Below are 20,049 nucleotides of genomic sequence, written 5' to 3'. Positions count from 1 at the left end.
ATCCTTGTTTTTTTAACTTAAATATAAAGATTTTTTAGTTACCGATTAAAAAACACGATATCATCTTATCGTTAAACTTGTAATAATAAAAATTGCCCCCATAATAACTGTTATTCATTAAGTTTTCGACTAAATTTGGAGTACCGTATGACTGAACAAGAGAATAATATGTCAGAAAATGAAACAAACATTGAAGTCCCAGCTGAGCAAACTACTGAAGAACAAACGCCATCTCAACCAAGTGTTGAAGAGCAGTTAAAGGCCAAAGATACCCGTATTGCTGAACTTGAACAAGCATTAGAAATTGCTAAAAAAAATGAAAGTGAAGCAATGATTCGTGCTCGAGCTGAAATTGATAACGTGCGCAAACGTGTTGAACAAGATGTGGACAAAGCACGTAAATATGCTCTTGAGAAATTCTCAAATGAGCTTTTACCTGTAATTGATAATCTTGAACGCGCATTAGAATCTACAGATAAAAATAATCCAGAACACAAAGCAACTGTAGAAGGATTAGAGTTAACATTAAAATCGTTTTTAGATACGGTCAAAAAATTTGGTATTGAAGTGATAAATACTGCTGATTCACAATTAAACCCTGATCTACATCAAGCGATTAGTATGGTTGAATCACCAGAACATCAATCAGGACAGATCGTCAATACTATCCAAAAAGGCTATACACTCAATGGTCGACTTATCCGACCTGCTATGGTGATTGTAGCTAAATAATGAAAGCTTAAATAAAAAACCGCCAAATTAATGGCGGTTTAATTTATCGATTCTTTTGCTCTTCACGAGCTAGCTTTTTCATCTTTTGCTCAATACGTTGACGCTTTAATGGCGAGAGATAATCGACAAAGAGTTTACCTTTTAAGTGATCCATTTCATGCTGGATACAAATTGCCAATAGTTCATCAGCATCAATTTCATAAGGTTTACCATTACGATCTAATGCCTTGATTTTGATTTTTTCTGATCTTGGAACAAATCCACGGCAGTCAGGTATCGACAAACATCCCTCTTCAATGCCAGTTTCACCTTCTTGGCTTATCACCTCAGGATTGATAATCACATAAAGTTGGCTTCTATCCTCCGACACATCAATTACAATAATCTGCTCATGTACATCTACTTGTGTAGCTGCAAGTCCAATACCATTTTCGGCATACATGGTTTCAGTCATGTTATCGATAATGTTTTGTAGCTCTGGTGTAAAATTAGAGACAGGCTTTGCAATTTTGCGAAGTCGTTCGTCTGGGAAACGTAATACCGGTAAAATAGCCATAAATTCTTCGATCTACTCCTCAATTTTGTATTTTTTCAAATTCGCCTACATTGTAAACATTTATTATGCCTATGAATAGATTTAGTTGACTATTACTAAAATATATCTAATCAATCCTTCTAGATATGGCACAAAGCAACAATGTAGAGGAAGAAAGGACTGTAATGAGTAAATATGAGTTTTTGTTACGAATTTCAATGCTTGGTCAGAAAAGAAAGGGATATTTCGAGCAAATTGCTCACTATTTTAGTTCTGGTCTACCTAATAAAATAAGAGATGTATCGCTATTATTGGAAAAAATAGGTTTATCCAAAACTCTTCAAGATCGTTTTTTTGAAACATCTTATCTTCATTTTGAGCCAATACTCGATTGGTTGGCAACACCTTACCCAGCCAAACATTTGATCGCTTATTGTGATTCCGATTATCCAATGTTACTTAAGCAAATTAGTTCACCACCATTATTGTTATTTGTTATGGGTAATAGGCAATTATTACATTCACCACAAATTGCCATGGTTGGTAGCCGTGAATTTAGTGAATATGGTGCACAATGGGGAAGATATTTCGCTGGTGAATTAGCAATTAATGGTTTAACAGTCACTAGCGGATTAGCGTTGGGTTTAGACGCTATTTGCCATAGAGGGGCTCTTGAGGTATCAGGAAATACAACAGCTGTTTTAGGTAGTGGATTAGCTCAAATCTCACCACGCTCAAACCTACGATTGGCAAATGATATTTTGGCACAAAATGGCGCCATCATTTCAGAATTTTATCCATTTGAAAAAGCAAGATCCGAATACTTTCCACGTCGCAATCGTATTATTAGTGGATTAAGTTTAGGAACCTTTGTGGTTGAAGCATCTGAAAAAAGTGGATCACTAATCACTGCTCGTTATGCGCTTGAACAAAATCGCGATGTATTTGCCTTACCGGGTGATATCGATAATCAAAATAGTCATGGAACCCATTATTTAATCAAGCAAGGGGCTTATCTAGTCACTCACCCAACTGATATTTTAGAACACTATAGTGGCTTTTTATCAACAATAAATAGACAAAATAGTGTTGAGAATAAAGAGAGTAATACTGTTTTATATCCTGAAATATTTGCCGTTATTCGTCATCACCCAATTCCAGTTGATACAATTGCGGCCCTGGTTAATTTACCCATTCCTGAACTCACTATTAAATTATTAGATATGGAGATAGCAGGATTGATTATCACCGTTACTGGTGGTTACATTCGTAATCGGACAAAATAGAAAATTGTATCGCAAAAAAAGTTGAGGAGCGGGGTTTTTGAGCATAAAAAACCGCTGTAAAACCACAGCGGTTTATGAAAATAATAAGTGATTTATTTGTCGTCTACTTCAAGAGCGATTTCAGATAAGATAATGCCGGTATTATCAGCATAAATAAAGTCACCAGAGAAGAAAGTCACGCCACCAAAGTTAACACGAATATCAATTTCACCAACGCCTTGATCATCCGAGCCAACAGGAATTGCTGCAAGTGCTTGAACACCAATTTCAGCATCAGCAATATAATCAACTTGGCGCACAGCACCATAAACGATGATACCTTCCCATTGGTTTTGCAGTGCAATATCGATTAATTCCGCATCTATCAATGCTCGGCGCACAGAACCACCACCATCAATAACCAATACTTTACCTGCCCCATTGGATTGTAATACTTCGTACAATATACCGTTATCCTCAAAACATTTCACTGTGACGACCTGGCCTGAAAACGAAGCTACACCACCAAAATTACTAAATATCGGTTCTACGACATTAACATCTTCTGGGTAGTAATCACAAAGAATTGATGTTTCAAACTCCATGGTAGAGTCTCCTTTAACTGTAATATTCATTCGATTCTAGTATAACGCTAACATTAAGTAAAACGATATAAATTTAGAATAAACGTGAGCTAGCTCAAAATAATACCCAAACAATAAAGTAAATTAGTTAATAAAGCAAGTTTGGCCATTTGTATTAGTAACGGTGCAGCGTCATTAACCGTCTTAAATTTAAATACCGCACTGATATGTTTTATATATAGTGGCAATGTTAATAAAAATAGTCCACTCCAAAAAGTATGTAGATTTTTGTAAGCAAATAAACTAAATAGACACAATGATACAATTAATAAAAGTAAGTGATAACAGCAACCGTAAGTTTTACCAATTAGCACAATCAATGTTCGTTTATGATGTTGTTTATCGCTTTTATAATCGCGTAGATTATTAATATTAAGTACTCCAACCGCTAATAATCCACTAGCAATTGCAGGTAAGATGAGTCGTGTCGATAACACTTTAGTCTGTAAGTAATCACTGCCAATTACCCCAACCAGCCCAAAAAAGATAAGGACAGAGAAATCACCTAATCCAAGATAACCATAAGGTTTTTTCCCCATCGTATAGGTAATTGCTGCAATGATTGAGCATAATCCTAACAAGACAAAAATCAGAAGTTGTCGATAGTTGTTGCACGCTAAAATAAGTAATGCAAGCCCTGAAGTAATACATAATAAAACGGTAATCCAAAGCGCTATTTTTAGTTGATTAAGCGTGATTAAACCTAATTGTAATCCCCGTTTATGCTCTGTTAAATTTTGTTGGTCACTGCCTTTAATTGCATCACCGTAATCATTAGCCAAATTGGACAAAATTTGTAATAACGATGCGGTAATGATTGATAGTAGCATAATCAATGGGTCAAAAGACCGTTGCCAATATGCTAGCGAATTTCCCATCAAAATAGCCGAAAGCGATAATACTAACGTTTTAGGGCGTAAACTAATAATCCATGGATAATATTTATTGGACATACGTTATTTATTTGAAAAATTTAAGCATTCATCATAACAGCTATTGATTGTATATTCACGTTTTAGCATTAACTAATTGAAGGTTTATTATTAACTTTTTTAGTATTTGAACGCATAAAGTTTTTTATTTTTTTGAAATATCTTCTCATTTTTCCTTCGCGTAGTGCTGCAATAAAAAAGCCTAGCGAACCATATATGACTCCGAGAAATAGAATCATAAATATATTAAATACATTATCTGATAAACCTAACCCCATCTGATTTACACCAGCAATCATATTTGTTGCCCATGTAGATGGTAACATTCGCGATACCGTTTGTACCCATAACGGCATAGCATCAAGAGGCCATATAGTACCGGATAGGTAAAATACGGGGGTAGTCAAAAAGGCTAAAGTTAGGTAAATCATCTCGGTTCGATGTAAACATTCAGTAAGTAATTTACTTAACCCCAACACCGCTAATAATAGCGGAAATGTCATAATAATAATTTCGGGTATGCTTGCTAATTGCCTATAGCCAAGAACCCAAGGCCATAATCCAAAGAGGACTAAAGACAAAAAGAGCCATATTGGTATAAGACCGCATAAACTTCCGAATATAACAATCTTTGGTGGTTTACCTTGGGGCAAGGAGTGCAAGGTGATATTGGTACGCGTTGAGGCAATCAAAAAGGAGTGTTGCAACAACATGACGAGTAATCCAGGAAAAGTTATCGCCGCAAAACTAATCCCGGCATTATAAAGCGGCATCGTTTGCCCTTTTATTGGCGATAAGATGATATTAATCTGCGGATCAGAAAAACCAGCATTGCGCATTACCCGCGTATTATATTCGGTTAATATTTGTTGATATATTCCTCTAATATCAACTTGTATTAGACCATTAGCTAGACGGCTAGAAGCATCACCATAAGCAGGAATTGTCACCTCTTCACCGTTTAAAAGACGTTTTTCGAAATTTCTTGGGATGGTAAATACCGCAAATAATTTACGACTGTTAATATCATCATAAGCTTCTAATGAATTTTCATAAGTAAGCACATCGATTTTAGAGCTGGTATTTAAAGATCGAATCAAACTTCGACTTGTAGCGCTATGATCCTGATCAACAATTGCAACCGGCAAATTGGTGATGGTGCCATTAATATAAACTAAGCTCATTAATGAAACAGAAACTAATAGCAATAACCACATTGGTCGCATTAGCATATAAAAAAACATTTTTATAGCTGAAGATAAAAATAGCTTAAGCATCCAAATATTGCCTCTTACTGTGAATGTAAACGTTTGACTAAACGTTTTCTAACTAACACTGTAATAATTATTGGATAGATCATTAAAATCCCACATGTTTTTAATACAGATAGATAACTGGAATGTCGTAAAAAGAGATCGAATAATTTATTCAGTGCATAGGTTAAAGGCTCAAGTGACGAAATAAATCTTGCTATCCAAGGCATCGACAATTCAGGCACCACTACTCCTGAATAGGTCAACGCAAGCCCCACCAATACCCCAATATAGGTATATGCATCTAATACTGTTTTAGTAAATGTATAAAGCAAAATACCAATACTTTGCGCAGCAATAACATAAAAGAATACCACCAGCATCATAGCAAATGGCGAACCAGATACGCGCGCATCAGAAAATAAAACCAGCATAGCTATTTCAAACATCAATAACATGGTATACCAGATGGTATAAGGAGCTAGTTTACCTAATACAAATGGATAATTAGGCCGAGTCCGTTTAGGTAATCGCGATAAAATATGAATTGTTGTGGTCACTACAAATAATTGTAACAAATGAACTACCGCGGAAAATTGCTGGAAGTACATTGAGTTACCACTAGCATTAAATAACCCATCATAATTAAAATTAACTTGAGAAAGCTTAGGTACGGGCAAACCAATACTGGTTGCCATGGTCGTCCGATATTGTGTATTTAATGAAGCAATTAGGCCGGAATAGTCCATAATAGAGTATAAGCCAGCACTATAATATAAAGCATTATAATAAAGCATCGGCGTTGGTTGACGACCAGCTAATACATCGGCTTCAAAATTAGGCGGTATGTAGAGAATGGCGTAGATTTTAGCTTTTTCTAAATCACGTTCAGCCATTTTTAACTGATTATCATAATTAATTAGATTTGCGTGCGCGCCAGCGTTAAGATCCCGAATAATTTCACGAGATAAGGTACTTTTATCTTGATCAACATAACCTACAGGAAGATCAAATAATACACCTCGATAAAATATACTGCTGATGATCACAAAAATAATCAGCGGTAAAATCCACATTAACCAATGGAAAGTAAAACGCTTAAATATAACTGGAATTTCATCGTTAAATGCTTCTTTAAAGCGATGCCAGAAATCTGAAATTAGTTGTCTATTTTCCATAATGTACTCATACCTGCGCGTAAGCCTTCAACAGGTTTAGTTGGATAAAGTCTAATTTCAAAGGTTTTCAAATCGAAATCACCCGTTGCTCGAGTAGCACGTTTAGTTGCATAATCGCCCATTGGTGAAATAAAACGAACTTCCGCTTCAACTTCTTTATTACCAAGGGCTGGTACTTCCAACTTAACATGGTCACCCTTGTGAATATTAGGCATAATATTCTCACGAATATTAAACACAAAATAAGCTTGTGGTAATCGAATAACTGTTAATAGTGGGCTATTTGCATTAAACAGCTCGCCTACTTCGGCAGGAATTGAACCAACCTCACCATCTACAGGCGCCTTGACTTGCAGATCATCATATTGAATCTGTAATTGTTTAAGTTGCTCTTCAGCCTCTTGCAATTTAGCATTATAGATCTCACGCTGTTCAATACGATCACCGTTTTTCGCTTGATCTAAGTTGGCTTGGGCTGACAAAACCTGCTGATGAGCTGCATCACGCGTTTTAAGGGCATTATCTAATATTGATTGAGAAACAAAACCTTTTGCCGAAATGGCTTTATTACGATTGTACTCTTTCGAAGCATTATCATAAGAAACTTTTGCTTGTTCCAATAACGCTTCATAATAGCGAATACTTTCTTCACGAGTACCGTTTTGAGAAAGTTCAACTTGCGCTTTTGCTTGATCTCGCCCAGCTTCGGCAGCTTTAACTTGAGCTAAAAGCTCAGGACTGTCAAGCGTAATTAAGACATCATTTTGTTTAACATCATCGCCACGATTGACATGAATTACTTGCACTCGCCCCTTGGCTTTAGAGGATATGCTGACATTAGGTGCATCAACTTCGCCTTGCAAAATAAGCTGGCTGCTATGAGCACGTATTAAGATCGTCATTGAAATTAAAATAACAATCAATGCAATAACAATAAAAATTTTTTTATTCATAAATTTGTTTTGAGTGACAATTGTAAGATAAGGCCTAAAGAACTAGGATAATTGTATGCAATCAAGAATTAACATACTTCAAAAATGATTACTATATCATACGATATAACGCTTTATTTAAACAATCTAAGCTATATTTCTATGCCCAAATAAGGCTAAACGGGATTATTTACAACTATATTGAATGATATTCTATTTCACCCTTAAATAAATTTCAATAATTGTAAACCTCCATTTTAATAGATTTCATTTATAAATGTTATCAGTCAAAAGAAATAGATAAAAACCTACTTATTTAGTATGATATTTTACAATTGAAATAATAAGGCTTGAAATATGCAAAAAATAATTATTATTGGTGGTGGTGCCGGCGGTTTAGAGCTCGCTACTGACCTAGGTGATAAGTTAGGCAAAACGGACAAAGCTCAAATTACCCTAATTGATAAAAACAGTTATCATTTATGGAAACCATTATTACATGAAGTAGCAACGGGTGTACTTGATGAGCAAGTTGATAATATTTATTATGCATCTCAAGGACAACAACATAATTTCGAATTTACCCAGGGTACCTTTACTGACCTTAATCGGGACCAAAAACAAATCACTATTATCAATCATCAAGATGAATCAGTCGCTATTGATTACGATATTTTAGTTATTGCCATTGGTAGTACTTCTAACGATTTTGGTACACCTGGTGTTAAAGAACATTGTATCTTTTTAGACGATCAAAATGCAGCGATTCGCTTGCGAGAAACCTTAATAAATAAATTCACCAGTTTCTGTTCAATTATCGATAATGATCAAAGCACCGACGAAGATAAAATTCGAATTGCTATCGTAGGCGGCGGTGCAACTGGCGTTGAGTTAGCTTCTGAACTACCACACATGGTGGAAGCATTTGGTGCCTGTGGTCGTAATAAGATGTGTTCCGATCTTTTAGATGTGTCGGTTATTGAAGCCACAGATCGTATTTTACCAGCCCTACCAGAAAAGACTGCGGCAAGTATTACTAAAACACTTGAAAAACAAGGTATCCATGTATTAACCAAGACCATGATTACTAAGGCTGAAAGCGATGGATTTTATCCAAAAGAAGGCGATACTATTAAAGCCGATATTATGATCTGGACTGCGGGTGTGAAAGCACCTGATTATTTAAAGGAAATTGCTGGATTAGAGTCAAGTCGTTCAAATCAATTGGTGGTAAAACCAACATTGCAAACTTCTCGTGATGACAATATTTTTGTTATAGGCGATTGCGCTTACGCAATGCAAAACAATGGCCATGCCTCACCACCTACTGCTCAAGCTGCACATCAAATGGCAAAAATTTGTTACGAAAACATTATCAACATATTAGATAATAAGCCATTAAAATCGTTTAAGTATACCGATAATGGCACAATCATTTCTTTACATGATACCGCGCAAGGTGTGGTTAAAATAGCAGGAAAAAGTGAAATGGGTGTAAAGGGATGGTTTGCGCTAATTATTCATCGATTGTTGTATCGAATGCATCAAGCTAGCTTGTTAGGTATTTTCAAAACGATTCGTTTTGCTCGTGCCAGTAAAGTTATGTACAAAACAAAATCGACATCTATTTTCAGTAATCGGGATTAATGACTGAAACACGCCTAAAAGCTACTTAAAATTTATTTAAGTAGCTATTTTAGCTAATAATTTTATAATATTACCTTGATTTATTTTTTAAGTAGAAAATCATGCGTTCTATTTTGATTATTATATTACTTTTCACTACCTACACGACGGCCACAGCAGATTACCTAGATGGCGATATTATTTTCCAATCTTCTCAATCAAACCAAAGCAAGGCGATTGAGCTAGCAACCAAGTCACCTTATAGTCACATGGGAATAATTTTTATTAAAAATGGAAAACCTTATGTCTTTGAAGCAGCATCTAAAGTGGTCTATACACCGTTTGATAAATGGGTAAATCGAGGAAAAAACAGAAAATATGTCATTAAACGTCTAAAAGATCACGCTTTATCACAAAAAGAAATTGCTAATTTAAAACGAGTTGCTCATTCATTTGAAAATAAGCCTTACGATATTTGGTTTGGCTGGGATGATAAGTATATTTATTGCTCAGAACTAGTTTGGAAAATTTATAATAAAGCACTTAACTTAAAAATTGGACAATTACAAAGGATTAAAGATTTTAATCTGTCAGCACCAGCAGTTAAACAAAAACTAACTGAACGCTATGGAGATAAGATCCCTTATCAAGAAACCGTTATTTCACCAGTCGCTATATTCAATTCACCATTATTAATAACGGTAGATCAACATTGGTCGAATTAGATAAGTAACAATCTCTTAATTGGAGCAAAACTCTTACGATACAAATGGTTGATACCGTGTGATTCTATAGCCATTAGGTGATCCTTGGTGGGATATCCTTTATGCTTTGCCAATCCATATTGCGGATACAATTTGTCTAATTCAACCATTTCACGATCACGAGTCACTTTCGCAAGAATCGACGCTGCGCTAATTTCATCAACAAGTAAATCGCCTTTAACGACGGCTTGTGTTTGAATACCAAATTCAGGACAACGATTGCCATCCACTAAAACATAATTGGGTTTGATTTTTAAACCAGACACCGCCCGTTGCATAGCCAACATAGTGGCATGAAGAATATTAAGCTTATCAATCTCATCGACTGATGCTCTTGCAACACTCCACGCTAATGCATTTTGCTTGATAATATCAAATAAAGCTTCACGTTTTTTTTCTGTCAGCTTTTTAGAATCGGTTAATCCCTCTATCGGTTTATTTGGATCTAAAATCACAGCAGCAGTAACAACATCACCACACAGAGGGCCTCGTCCAACTTCGTCAACTCCAGCTATTAAAGTGGCATCAGGGTAGGTAAATTCTAACAACAAGGGGTATCCTCTAATACATCAAGTACAGCTTGTGCTGCTTGTTCATCTGCATTACAACGAATTTGTTTATGCAAAGCTAAAAATGTCGCTTTTAATTCGGTATTATCACTTTCTAAAAAAGGAAGAACATGATTAGCGATATTTTCTGGTGTACAGTCATGTTGTAGCAACTCAGGTACTATTTCTTTACCTGCTAAGATATTTGGTAACGACACATAAGGCGTTTTGATTAACTTTTTAGCCAACCAAAACGTAAAAGCTTTCATTTTGTAACCGACAACCATTGGGCATTTAGCTAACATACATTCAAGAGCAACCGTTCCAGACGCTAAAATTGCCGCATTACTGGCAATCATTGCTTCACGAGCATGACCATCTAATAACTGCACATTAAGTTGTGGTGCGATTTCAGCTTTAATTCGCTCAAACTCTTGTCTCCTTTTCTCATTTGCTAAAGGAACCACAATATGTAAATCAGGAAATTTGTCACGTAGCAATTGAGCCGCCTTTAAAAAAGGCTCGGATAATAACGTCACTTCAGCATGACGGCTGCCAGGTAAAAGTGCTAAGCATTGGCAATCAAGCGGGATACCTAATTGTTGACGCATTGCCGTTTGATCTGGTTCTAAAGGAATGTCATCAGCCATTTTATGACCAATAAAACGACAAGGAACATCAAATTTATCGTAAAAGGCTTTTTCAAAAGGAAGAAAAGCTAAGATAAGATTAGTATTTCGTTTAATCTTAAACACGCGCTTTTGTTTCCAAGCCCATACTGATGGGCTCACATAATGAATAGTTTTAATACCAGCTTGTTTGAGTTTACCTTCTAATGAAAGATTAAAATCAGGCGCATCAATACCAATAAATATATCAGGTTTTAGTTCAATAAGACGTTTAGTGATATCTCGACGAATAGCTAAAATGCGACGTAATCGACCTAATACCTCGACAATGCCCATCACAGACAGCTCTTCCATTTCATACCAAGCTTTACAGCCTTCAGCTTGCATTTGTGGTCCAGCAATTCCAACAAATTGAATATTTTGATGGTGTTTTTTGAGAGAACGAATTAAACCTGCACCTAAAATGTCACCAGATGTTTCACCAGCGACAAGTGCTACAGTTAAAGCTTTATCAGTCATTAACGAATAATGCCACGAGTCGAACGAGCAAAAAAGTCAGTAAACAGTTGAACTTCAGGGTACTGTTTAGCTAACGATTCAATTTCAACTTTGGCATCGTCAAGGGTTAACCCATTTCGATAAAGAATTTTGTAAGTATTACGAATGGCTTGTAGTGCTTCTTTACTAAAACCTCTACGTTTCAATCCTTCATAGTTAACGCCATGTGGTGTTGCATGATTGCCTTGTGCAATAACATAAGGAGGAACATCTTGGGCAACACCAGAACAACCACCAACCATTACGTGAGATCCGATAACACAAAATTGATGTACAGCCGTCATACCACCAATAATAACATGATTGTCTAACTGCACATGACCGCCAAGCGTTGCATTATTCGCTAAAATACAATTATTACCAATAATACAATCATGAGCAACGTGTGCATTAATCATGAATAAATTATCACTACCAATTCGCGTTAACTCCCCCCCTTGAACAGTGCCGCGATGAATCGTCACACTTTCACGAATCATATTACGATCACCAATTTCAGTGCGAGTTGGTTCTCCACGATATTTTAGATCTTGGTTAACTTCACCGATTGAAGCAAATTGATAGATTTGATTATTTTGACCAATTTTGGTGTGGCCATTAACGACAACATGTGATTTTAAAAAAGTGCCATCACCAATTTCAACATGTTCACCAATATAACAAAAAGGCCCGATTTTGACGTTATCACCAATCTTTGCCCCCTTTTCTATTACTGAACTTGGGTGTATTTCCGTTGCCATAGCAATTCCTTAATACATTTGGGATATTTCAAAATCAATATTATTTACGAGCACACATCATTTCGGCTTCACAAACCAGTTTACCATCAACTGTTGCAACACCATGGAACAATGCAATACCACGACGCTCTTTAATATATTCAACATCAAGTACGATTTGGTCACCTGGCACGACAGGACGTTTAAAACGCGCTTTATCGATTGAAGCAAAATAATAAAGCTGTCCTGGCGATAACTCTTCAATACTTTTAAAAGCTAAAATTCCAGTCGCTTGCGCCATCGCTTCTAAAATTAATACACCAGGGAAAATCGGTTTATTTGGAAAGTGACCTTGGAAGAATGGTTCATTAAAAGTAACATTTTTAATGGCCTTTAATGTTTTGCCTTTTTCATAACTAAGTACGCGATCAACCATTAAAAATGGGTAACGATGAGGCAATAAACTTATGATTTCTTCAATATCAAGGGTATTAAGTTCGGTAGTCAAAATAGCTATCCTTATACAATATTTACTATAAATTGGATCTATTATAACTGAGGATACCACTTTCACTCAAGGAGTGATTTTTCAGTGTATTTTTACAGTTTTCAATAACAAATAAACCTAATTTTATATAAAAGATGCTTAAAAAATATTTTGTATTATAGTAGATCATATAATACGATTGGTATTTAACTAAATGATCTTTTAACTTGGAGAGTGAAATGAAATCATTTATTAAATTGACATTAATAAGCAGTATTATCATATTAACACTTACAGGCTGTAGTGATTTTCTGAAGTGTTTTTACGGTTTTTAATAACAAATAAGCCTAATTTTATATAAATTAATTAGATAAAAGATACGTAAAAGTTATATTATCCTATAATAGATCATATATAATACCGTGAATATTTAGCTAAAAGATCTTTTAACTTGGAGAGTGAAATGAAATCATTTATTAAAATGACATTGATAAGTAGTGCTATCGTATTAGCACTTGCAGGTTGTGATGATAAAAAAACTACCGAAGAAAACAAAACACCTGCTACTACAACGACAAATGCTACCGAAACAGCACCTGCGCCAGCAGAAAATAAAGCAGAACCTGCTAAAACCGATGATAAAGCTGATTCTCTAAACAATAAAATAAAAATTACCACTGAAGCCCAAAAAGAGTCTTATGCATTAGGTTCTTCATTTGCTAACTACCTAAAATCAAACTTAGAACAAAATGAAGTAAAAGCAGACCAAGAATATCTAATCAGCGGATTTAATGAAACCATGAAAGGTAATTCACAACTTAATCAAGAAGAAGTGAAAACAATTCTAGAAGCTTTCGGTAAACGTATCCAAGAAGAAAGCCAAGCGCGTTTTGAAAAGCAAAAAACTGAAAATACCGCGGCTGGTGAAAAATTCCGTGAAGCATTTGCAAAAGAACCTGGAGTAATAAAAACTAAATCAGGTTTATTATATAAAGTTATTCAAGAAGGTACTGGAGCTCACCCAACTGCCAATGATACTGTTATCGTTCACTATGTTGGTACATTAACTGATGGTCGTAAATTCGATAGTTCTTATGACCGAAATGAGCCAGCAACCTTCCCACTTAACGGTGTAATCAAAGGTTGGACTGAAGGAATTCAACTCATTGGTGTTGGCGGTAAAATTAAATTAGTTGTTCCACCAGAATTAGCTTATGAAGATAAAAGCTTGCCAAGCCAAGGTAACAACGCCAATATTACCCCTGCGTCAACTTTAGTTTTTGAAGTTGAATTGCTTGGTATTGATAAAGATAATAACGAAGAAGCTATTCCAACTGCTCAGCCAGTACAAGCACCAAACTAATTTGATGAAACCATTAAGTTACACGCTGGTTATTATGGGTCCTGCTTATGGGACCCAATCTGCTTATTGTGCTTATCAATTTGCTCAAACATTATCTTCAAATACAAATCATTCAATCAATAACATCTTTTTTTATGCTGACGGTGTCTATAACGCTAATCATTTTACTGATCCGGCCAATGATGAATTTGATCTCGTCAAAGCATGGCAAAACTTAGCAAAACAAAACGCTTTAAAGCTGAAGGTTTGCGTGGCAGCAGCACAAAGAAGGGGAATTAGTATAGAAAACCTTGCTGAACATTTTGAACTAACTGGTCTTGGTGAATTGAGTGAGGCAGTAGCAAGTTCTGATCGAATCCTACAATTTTAAAAAGGTAGATTAGATGAAAAACGTAGCAATTATTATTAGTACTCCACCACACGGCAATGCAAAAGGCCGAGAAGCATTGGATACCGCTTTAGCCTTATCAACATTTAATCATATTTCTGTCTTTTTTATGGGCGATGGTGTTTTTCATCTGTTACCTAATCAACATCCAGAAGAGATTTTAATGCGAGATTACATAGCAACCTTTAATATGTTAGAACTTTATGACATTGAAGATGTTTATGTTTGTAAAACAGCTTTAGATGAGCGGAATTTAAGCCAGATTGCCCTCAACATTCCTAACCAACAAATCGAAATTACCCAGTTTCATCAGTTACTTGCGGATCAAGACACTATTTTACGCTTTTAATTAGCTTCAAAAACCCCGCTCCTCAACTTTTTTTATAATTCAATAAACAAAATCTATGCTTGCCAAAGATAAAAAAATCCCCGTGGCTTTTATCATTACTACCACGAGGAGAATATTGATAAAACTTATTTAATAAAATTGATATTAAACTAATTTTTTCATTTTATCGGCAATCTTCTCAGCTTGTTGCCCAACAACAATTTGAACTCCAGTTTTACCTAGTTTTATCACTGCCATTGCACCAAGTGCTTTAGCTGCTTGTTCATCAACCAAATCTGAATCATGAACATTCAAACGTAAACGTGTGATACAAGCATCAATATTAGTTAGATTTTCTTTACCACCAACGATAACTAAATATTGTTCAGCAAGCTTAGAAGTATCACCTACAGTTGGTACATTCTCTTCAGCTGAAGTATCGGTTACATCGTCTTCACGTCCCGGCGTTTTAAGATTGAATTTAACAATAACAAAACGGAACACAATATAATATACAAAGAAAAATACGACACCTTGAAGAATAAGCATATACCAATGTACAGCCAAAGGATTGCGGCTGGATAACAGCATATCGATTAAACCTGCACTAAAGCCAAAGCCAGCTATCCATTGCATGGTTGCAGCGATAAATAGTGAAATTCCAGTTAAAATAGCATGGATCACATAAAGTACAGGTGCTACAAACATAAAAGCAAATTCTAAAGGTTCAGTAACCCCAGTGAAAAATGCTGCAAATGAAGCGGCTAACATGATCGATGCGGTTTTATCTTTATTGCCTTTTTTAGCTGTATGATACATGGCTAATGCTGCACCCGGTAAACCAAACATCATAATTGGGAAAAATCCTGCTTGATAGCGACCGGTAATACCAATGGTTGCTAATCCATCATCAATAGATTTTTGTCCTCCAAGGAAAGTTGGTATATCATTGATGCCAGCCACATCAAACCAAAATACCGAGTTAAGTGCGTGGTGTAAGCCGACCGGAATTAACAAACGGTTAAAGAAGCCATAAATACCCGCCCCAATAGAGCCTAAATCTTTAATGTATTTACCAAAAGCAACTAATGCATCATAAATAGATGGCCATATAAAATATAAAACAGCAGAAACTAATAGCATAACGATAGAAACAATAATGGGAACTAACCGTTTACCACTAAAAAAAGCTAACGCTTTATGTAATTCAACAGAACTGAATCGGTTATATAATTCAGCTGCAATAATACCAACTAAAATACCAACAAACTGATTATTAATTTTTTTAAATGCAGGGGAAATTTGTGATTGCCAACCATCAACACTAGTATCAATACCATTAAATAATGCAATAGAACTTGGTGAAAGTAATGTTGTGACAACTAAAAAACCGACTAATCCAGATAATGCAGCTGCACCATCTTTATCTTTAGACATACCATAAGCAACACCTATAGCAAATAGGATTGGCATGTTTTCAATAATTGCACCACCAGATTTTATTAAAAAGGCAGCAATAATACTATTTTGTCCCCAGCCATTTGGATCAATCCAGTAACCTATACCAAGCAATATTGCCGCTGCAGGTAATACTGCCACCGGCACCATTAATGAACGCCCAATGCGTTGTAAATAAGCTAAAATTCCCATAAGTTTTACCTCATATTATTATTTTGGGTTACTTAAAAAATAATGAAATTTCACATCTTTAAGTAAATGTAAGTAAGTCAACTATATTTCACATTATATTATTTTACTTCGCAAATTAAATGTTTGCTTTTTGTGATTTATATCACGATTTATTTTTGATTAATTAGTTTAATATAGTAGAATATGCTCAACATATTTTACGTTAAAAAAAAAGATTTTATTTAATTATATCAGAAGAGGCTGTATCTTATGAGACTTATTCCTTTAGTAAATGCGCAAGAAGTCGGCGCTTGGGTAGCACAGCGCATTGTTAACAAAATTAATCAATTTAAACCGACAGCGGAACGTCCGTTTTTATTAGGTTTACCTACAGGTAGTTCTCCGCTAGTTATGTATCAACAACTCATCAAACAATATCAAGCAGGTAAAGTCAGTTTTAAACACGTTGTTACCTTTAATATGGATGAGTATGTCGGTCTTCCAGAAGATCACCCTCAAAGTTATCACACTTTTATGTATGAAAATTTCTTCAACCATATTGATATTGATAAAAACAATATCCATATATTAAATGGTAATGCACCAGATATCGATCAAGAATGCCGCGAATATGAAGAAAAGATTAAATCTTACGGTAAAATCAATATTTTCGTTGGCGGTGTTGGTCAGGATGGACATATTGCATTTAACGAACCAGGTTCTTCACTTTGTTCAAGAACTCGAATTAAAACTTTGACTGAAGACACAATTATCGCTAACTCACGCTTCTTTGATAATGATATCAAACAAGTTCCAAAACATGCGTTAACGATCGGTGTTGCAACATTAATGGATGCACAGGAAGTGATCTTATTAGTTTGTGGACACAACAAAAGTTTAGCGTTACAAGCCGGTGTTGAAGGATGCGTTAATCATTTATGGACAGTTACCGCATTACAAATGCATCCAGCATCAATTATTGTTTGTGATGAGCCAAGTACTGATGATCTTAAAGTGAAAACACTAAAATATTTTAAACAAATGGAAGCTGATAACCTTAAAGTGACCGTTTTATAAAGGATAACTCAATGTACGCATTAACAAATTGTCGTATTTACACTGGTTATGAAATTCTTGAAAATCACGCCGTTATTATTGACGGCGATAAGATTGCCAAAGTTTGTAAACAAGAAGAACTACCAGCTAATATCACTACTGAAGATTTACAAAGTGCCATTGTTGCACCGGGTCTTATTGATATTCAAGTCAATGGTTGTGGTGGTGTACAATTTAATGAGACCCTCGATGCGTTAAGTGTCGAGACATTAGAAAAAATGCAAAAAACTAACCTAGTTTATGGTTGTACTAGCTATTTACCAACTTTAATCACATCAACTGATGAATTTATGATTAAAGCAGTAAACGTTATGCGTGAGTATTTGGCTAAACATCCAAATCAGGCATTAGGTTTGCATCTTGAAGGCCCTTACATTAACCCAGAAAAGAAGGGTATTCATAATGTAAATTACATCCGCCAACCTTCACAAAAAATGATCGACTTCCTTTGTGAAAATGCTGATGTCATAAAAATCATTACGTTAGCCCCAGAAAAAGTTGAATCTCACTATATTAAGCAATTAGCTGATGCTGGTATTCATGTTTCTGTCGGTCATTCTAACGGTCATTATGAAGATTGTCGTCGTGGTTTTAATGCTGGTATCCGTTTAGGAACGCATCTATTTAATGCAATGCCTTATATCACTGGACGAGAGCCCGGTGTTGTTGGTGCAATTTATGATGAACCCGAAGTTTATGTCGGTATTATTGCTGATGGTCAACACGTAAGTTGGGCTAATATTCGTAATAGTCATAAAATTAAACAAGATCATTTAATTTTGATTACCGATGCTATGTTATTAGCAGGGTCTAATCTAACCTCTGGCGTATTTGCTGATAAGACTATCTATTATAAAGATGGCCGTTGTGTTGATGAAAATGGCACTTTAGGTGGTTCAGCATTAACTATGATTGAAGCAGTTAAAAATGCAGTTGAATATGTTGGTATTGCTTTAGATGAAGCTCTAAGAATGGCAACGCTTTATCCTGCAAAAGCAATTGGTGTTGATAAACAACTTGGTACAATTAGTGAAAGTAAAATTGCGAACTTAGTTATTTTTAATCGTGATTTTTCAAACGTGAAAACGGTTGTTAATGGAGTAATGACCCGCTAGAATGTTAGATAGTTAATGAAAATATTGAGATAAAATATGGCCTTTAATTATCTACACCTAGTTGGCAATGCTGAGCTAATCAAACAATTAAATTACGCTATGATTTACCGTTTGATTGTTCAGCAAGCCCCAGTTTCACGGATACAACTCGCCGAAATTAGTCAATTAGCACCAGCCAGTATAACCAAAATTACTCGCCAACTTATTAAAAAAAATTTAATCAAAGAAGTTGATGCACAGCAATCAACTGGTGGGCGTCCGGCTGTGTCAATACAAGCAAAATTTGGTTACTATCAGACTATTGCCATTCAATTAAGTCGTTCCCATGTTACCATTGAACTATATGATCTTGGTGCTAACTGTTTAGTATCTGAAGTTTATCCATTAACCTCGTTTACCCAAGAATCAGCTGAAGAATATTTAATTGCATTAATTGAACAGTTCATAGAGCAAAATAGCAAAAAAATAAAACATCTTGTTGCTATATCAGTGGTATTACCAGGTTTGATTGACTCTGTTCGCGGGATTATTCGTTATACACCTCATATTCAAGTTAAAGCTTGGCCTCTAGCTGATGCTCTTCGTAATAAATTTAACATTTCGATTTTTATTGGCAATGATATTCAAAGTTTAGCTTTAGCCGAAAGTTATTTTGGCTCAACTCAAGATGTTGATGACTCAATTTTGATTCGTGTACATCGCGGTGTGGGATCCGGTGTAATTGTCAATCAGCAACTATTAACAAACCATAATCAAAGTGCTTGTGAAGTTGGACACATCCAAATCGATGCGTTAGGAGAGCGTTGCCATTGTGGAAATTTTGGCTGTTTGGAAAATCGTGTAGTTAATAAAGCAATCGAGTTTCGAGCTAAACAGATGATTGAGCAAGGTTATCCAACTAAATTAAGTTTAGATAACTGTAATATTTCCACTATTTGTAAATATGCTAATCAAGGCGATGAGCTGGCAATTAAGTTAGTCAAAGATGCTGGTGAAAATCTTGGTCGTGCTGTTGCTATGATGGTAAATATTTTTAATCCACAACGAATTGTGTTAGCAGGTGAATTAACTAAATCATCAGAAGTGTTATTAAATGCGGTAAACAGCGCGTTAAACGCACAAAGTTTAGAAGAGTTGAGAAAAAATCTTACTATCAATTGTTCATCGCTTAATGACCGTTCAGCAATTGGTGCATTTGCATTGATACAACAAGCGTTATTTAATGGTTCATTATTAATGACATTGTTAGAAAACAACATTACATTATAATGTGCATATATCACAAAAAAAGCCCGGTAACCGGGCTTT

The 20,049-nt window shown here is 35.3% G+C and carries 21 protein-coding genes; 10 read left to right on the top strand and 11 right to left on the bottom strand.

The window, feature by feature from the left end; translation table 11 throughout:
* The first annotated feature begins 147 nt into the window (after positions 1-147).
* Positions 148-732: a nucleotide exchange factor GrpE gene (gene grpE, locus J3U00_RS09285; protein WP_065562718.1), complete on the top strand. Its 585-nt coding sequence runs from the start codon at positions 148-150 to the stop codon at positions 730-732.
* Positions 733-775: 43 nt separating this feature from the next.
* Here grpE and def read toward each other — a convergent pair whose 3' ends face one another.
* Positions 776-1,288, bottom strand: coding sequence for a peptide deformylase (gene def, locus J3U00_RS09280; RefSeq protein WP_065562719.1), 513 nt, complete (start codon positions 1,286-1,288; stop codon positions 776-778).
* 164 nt (positions 1,289-1,452) lie between these two features.
* Here def and dprA point away from each other — a divergent pair, with 164 nt between their 5' ends.
* A complete protein-coding gene (gene dprA / locus J3U00_RS09275) occupies positions 1,453-2,553 on the top strand; it encodes a DNA-processing protein DprA (RefSeq protein ID WP_267332224.1) in 1,101 nt (366 codons plus the stop codon).
* A 92-nt stretch (positions 2,554-2,645) separates the two neighbouring features.
* On the opposite strand, the gene rraA is transcribed toward dprA, so the two are convergent.
* The 5 genes from rraA to J3U00_RS09250 form a co-directional block, all read right to left on the bottom strand.
* Complete coding sequence (gene rraA / locus J3U00_RS09270) at positions 2,646-3,137, bottom strand: ribonuclease E activity regulator RraA (RefSeq protein ID WP_220225416.1); 492 nt, start codon at positions 3,135-3,137, stop codon at positions 2,646-2,648.
* Positions 3,138-3,226: 89 nt separating this feature from the next.
* Positions 3,227-4,129 (bottom strand): 1,4-dihydroxy-2-naphthoate polyprenyltransferase, encoded by a 903-nt coding sequence (locus J3U00_RS09265; protein WP_267332223.1) that lies wholly within the window; start codon positions 4,127-4,129, stop codon positions 3,227-3,229.
* A gap of 68 nt (positions 4,130-4,197) precedes the next feature.
* Positions 4,198-5,385 (bottom strand): ABC transporter permease, encoded by a 1,188-nt coding sequence (locus J3U00_RS09260; RefSeq protein ID WP_267332222.1) that lies wholly within the window; start codon positions 5,383-5,385, stop codon positions 4,198-4,200.
* Positions 5,386-5,399: 14 nt separating this feature from the next.
* Positions 5,400-6,539: an ABC transporter permease gene (locus J3U00_RS09255; RefSeq protein ID WP_065562723.1), complete on the bottom strand. Its 1,140-nt coding sequence runs from the start codon at positions 6,537-6,539 to the stop codon at positions 5,400-5,402.
* The gene (locus tag J3U00_RS09250) at positions 6,521-7,492 is read right to left on the bottom strand and encodes an HlyD family secretion protein (RefSeq protein WP_065562724.1); all 972 of its coding nucleotides are present in this window, start codon (positions 7,490-7,492) and stop codon (positions 6,521-6,523) included. Before J3U00_RS09250 ends, J3U00_RS09255 begins: the two co-directional genes overlap by 19 nt.
* A 336-nt stretch (positions 7,493-7,828) precedes the next feature.
* Between J3U00_RS09250 and J3U00_RS09245 the strand changes: the two genes are divergently transcribed.
* Positions 7,829-9,118 (top strand): NAD(P)/FAD-dependent oxidoreductase, encoded by a 1,290-nt coding sequence (locus J3U00_RS09245; RefSeq protein WP_267332221.1) that lies wholly within the window; start codon positions 7,829-7,831, stop codon positions 9,116-9,118.
* A 101-nt stretch (positions 9,119-9,219) separates the two neighbouring features.
* Positions 9,220-9,822, top strand: a complete 603-nt coding sequence (locus tag J3U00_RS09240) for a YiiX family permuted papain-like enzyme (protein ID WP_267332220.1) — start codon at positions 9,220-9,222, stop codon at positions 9,820-9,822.
* On the opposite strand, the gene rnhB is transcribed toward J3U00_RS09240, so the two are convergent.
* From rnhB to fabZ, 4 genes are read right to left on the bottom strand one after another with little or no spacing between them, the layout of a single operon-like run.
* Positions 9,819-10,412 carry a ribonuclease HII gene (gene rnhB, locus J3U00_RS09235; protein WP_267332219.1) on the bottom strand — a complete coding sequence of 198 codons (594 nt, stop codon included), beginning with the start codon at positions 10,410-10,412 and terminating at the stop codon, positions 9,819-9,821. The genes J3U00_RS09240 and rnhB overlap by 4 nt on opposite strands.
* Positions 10,403-11,557 carry a lipid-A-disaccharide synthase gene (gene lpxB, locus J3U00_RS09230; protein ID WP_267332218.1) on the bottom strand — a complete coding sequence of 385 codons (1,155 nt, stop codon included), beginning with the start codon at positions 11,555-11,557 and terminating at the stop codon, positions 10,403-10,405. The genes rnhB and lpxB overlap by 10 nt, the downstream gene beginning before the upstream one ends.
* A complete protein-coding gene (lpxA, locus tag J3U00_RS09225) occupies positions 11,557-12,336 on the bottom strand; it encodes an acyl-ACP--UDP-N-acetylglucosamine O-acyltransferase (protein ID WP_065562729.1) in 780 nt (259 codons plus the stop codon). The genes lpxB and lpxA overlap by 1 nt, the downstream gene beginning before the upstream one ends.
* 40 nt (positions 12,337-12,376) lie before the next feature.
* On the bottom strand, positions 12,377-12,823 hold the full coding sequence (gene fabZ, locus J3U00_RS09220; protein WP_034882348.1) for a 3-hydroxyacyl-ACP dehydratase FabZ: 447 nt from the start codon (positions 12,821-12,823) through the stop codon (positions 12,377-12,379).
* 442 nt (positions 12,824-13,265) lie between these two features.
* Here fabZ and fkpA point away from each other — a divergent pair, with 442 nt between their 5' ends.
* The 3 genes from fkpA to tusC are packed head-to-tail and all read left to right on the top strand — an operon-like array spanning position 13,266 to position 14,902.
* Positions 13,266-14,165 (top strand): FKBP-type peptidyl-prolyl cis-trans isomerase, encoded by a 900-nt coding sequence (gene fkpA, locus J3U00_RS09215; RefSeq protein ID WP_267332217.1) that lies wholly within the window; start codon positions 13,266-13,268, stop codon positions 14,163-14,165.
* Positions 14,166-14,169: 4 nt separating this feature from the next.
* Positions 14,170-14,535 carry a sulfurtransferase complex subunit TusD gene (tusD, locus tag J3U00_RS09210; protein ID WP_267332240.1) on the top strand — a complete coding sequence of 122 codons (366 nt, stop codon included), beginning with the start codon at positions 14,170-14,172 and terminating at the stop codon, positions 14,533-14,535.
* Between the two features lie 13 nt (positions 14,536-14,548).
* On the top strand, positions 14,549-14,902 hold the full coding sequence (gene tusC / locus J3U00_RS09205; RefSeq protein ID WP_065562732.1) for a sulfurtransferase complex subunit TusC: 354 nt from the start codon (positions 14,549-14,551) through the stop codon (positions 14,900-14,902).
* A gap of 144 nt (positions 14,903-15,046) precedes the next feature.
* Here tusC and nagE read toward each other — a convergent pair whose 3' ends face one another.
* The gene (gene nagE, locus J3U00_RS09200) at positions 15,047-16,531 is read right to left on the bottom strand and encodes an N-acetylglucosamine-specific PTS transporter subunit IIBC (protein ID WP_065562733.1); all 1,485 of its coding nucleotides are present in this window, start codon (positions 16,529-16,531) and stop codon (positions 15,047-15,049) included.
* A gap of 249 nt (positions 16,532-16,780) precedes the next feature.
* Between nagE and nagB the strand changes: the two genes are divergently transcribed.
* Genes nagB through J3U00_RS09185 form a run of 3 tightly spaced genes read left to right on the top strand, consistent with a single transcriptional unit; the run spans position 16,781 to position 20,010 of the window.
* A complete protein-coding gene (gene nagB / locus J3U00_RS09195) occupies positions 16,781-17,587 on the top strand; it encodes a glucosamine-6-phosphate deaminase (protein WP_065562734.1) in 807 nt (268 codons plus the stop codon).
* Positions 17,588-17,598: 11 nt separating this feature from the next.
* The gene (nagA, locus tag J3U00_RS09190) at positions 17,599-18,741 is read left to right on the top strand and encodes an N-acetylglucosamine-6-phosphate deacetylase (protein WP_220225425.1); all 1,143 of its coding nucleotides are present in this window, start codon (positions 17,599-17,601) and stop codon (positions 18,739-18,741) included.
* Between the two features lie 36 nt (positions 18,742-18,777).
* Positions 18,778-20,010, top strand: coding sequence for an ROK family protein (locus tag J3U00_RS09185; RefSeq protein ID WP_267332216.1), 1,233 nt, complete (start codon positions 18,778-18,780; stop codon positions 20,008-20,010).
* Positions 20,011-20,049 lie beyond the last annotated feature (39 nt).

Origin of the sequence: Gilliamella sp. B3127 (assembly GCF_026536935.1) — a bacterium.
GTDB lineage: Bacteria > Pseudomonadota > Gammaproteobacteria > Enterobacterales > Orbaceae > Gilliamella > Gilliamella apicola_E.
The sequence above is the reverse complement of the archived record's forward strand: the minus strand, read 5'-3'. Positions and strand labels throughout refer to the sequence as shown.

What these genes read in the sequence shown, in the direction of transcription:
- lpxB (WP_267332218.1), bottom strand. Translation starts at nt 11,557, where the DNA reads ATGACTGATAAAGCTTTAACTGTAGCACTTGTCGCTGGTGAAACATCT.
- dprA (WP_267332224.1), top strand. Translation starts at nt 1,453, where the DNA reads ATGAGTAAATATGAGTTTTTGTTACGAATTTCAATGCTTGGTCAGAAA.
- lpxA (WP_065562729.1), bottom strand. Translation starts at nt 12,336, where the DNA reads ATGGCAACGGAAATACACCCAAGTTCAGTAATAGAAAAGGGGGCAAAG.
- J3U00_RS09185 (WP_267332216.1), top strand. Translation starts at nt 18,778, where the DNA reads ATGGCCTTTAATTATCTACACCTAGTTGGCAATGCTGAGCTAATCAAA.
- fkpA (WP_267332217.1), top strand. Translation starts at nt 13,266, where the DNA reads ATGAAATCATTTATTAAAATGACATTGATAAGTAGTGCTATCGTATTA.
- J3U00_RS09255 (WP_065562723.1), bottom strand. Translation starts at nt 6,539, where the DNA reads ATGGAAAATAGACAACTAATTTCAGATTTCTGGCATCGCTTTAAAGAA.
- tusD (WP_267332240.1), top strand. Translation starts at nt 14,170, where the DNA reads ATGAAACCATTAAGTTACACGCTGGTTATTATGGGTCCTGCTTATGGG.
- nagB (WP_065562734.1), top strand. Translation starts at nt 16,781, where the DNA reads ATGAGACTTATTCCTTTAGTAAATGCGCAAGAAGTCGGCGCTTGGGTA.
- def (WP_065562719.1), bottom strand. Translation starts at nt 1,288, where the DNA reads ATGGCTATTTTACCGGTATTACGTTTCCCAGACGAACGACTTCGCAAA.
- nagA (WP_220225425.1), top strand. Translation starts at nt 17,599, where the DNA reads ATGTACGCATTAACAAATTGTCGTATTTACACTGGTTATGAAATTCTT.
- J3U00_RS09245 (WP_267332221.1), top strand. Translation starts at nt 7,829, where the DNA reads ATGCAAAAAATAATTATTATTGGTGGTGGTGCCGGCGGTTTAGAGCTC.
- J3U00_RS09265 (WP_267332223.1), bottom strand. Translation starts at nt 4,129, where the DNA reads ATGTCCAATAAATATTATCCATGGATTATTAGTTTACGCCCTAAAACG.
- J3U00_RS09260 (WP_267332222.1), bottom strand. Translation starts at nt 5,385, where the DNA reads ATGCTTAAGCTATTTTTATCTTCAGCTATAAAAATGTTTTTTTATATG.
- nagE (WP_065562733.1), bottom strand. Translation starts at nt 16,531, where the DNA reads ATGGGAATTTTAGCTTATTTACAACGCATTGGGCGTTCATTAATGGTG.
- J3U00_RS09250 (WP_065562724.1), bottom strand. Translation starts at nt 7,492, where the DNA reads ATGAATAAAAAAATTTTTATTGTTATTGCATTGATTGTTATTTTAATT.
- grpE (WP_065562718.1), top strand. Translation starts at nt 148, where the DNA reads ATGACTGAACAAGAGAATAATATGTCAGAAAATGAAACAAACATTGAA.
- rraA (WP_220225416.1), bottom strand. Translation starts at nt 3,137, where the DNA reads ATGGAGTTTGAAACATCAATTCTTTGTGATTACTACCCAGAAGATGTT.
- J3U00_RS09240 (WP_267332220.1), top strand. Translation starts at nt 9,220, where the DNA reads ATGCGTTCTATTTTGATTATTATATTACTTTTCACTACCTACACGACG.
- tusC (WP_065562732.1), top strand. Translation starts at nt 14,549, where the DNA reads ATGAAAAACGTAGCAATTATTATTAGTACTCCACCACACGGCAATGCA.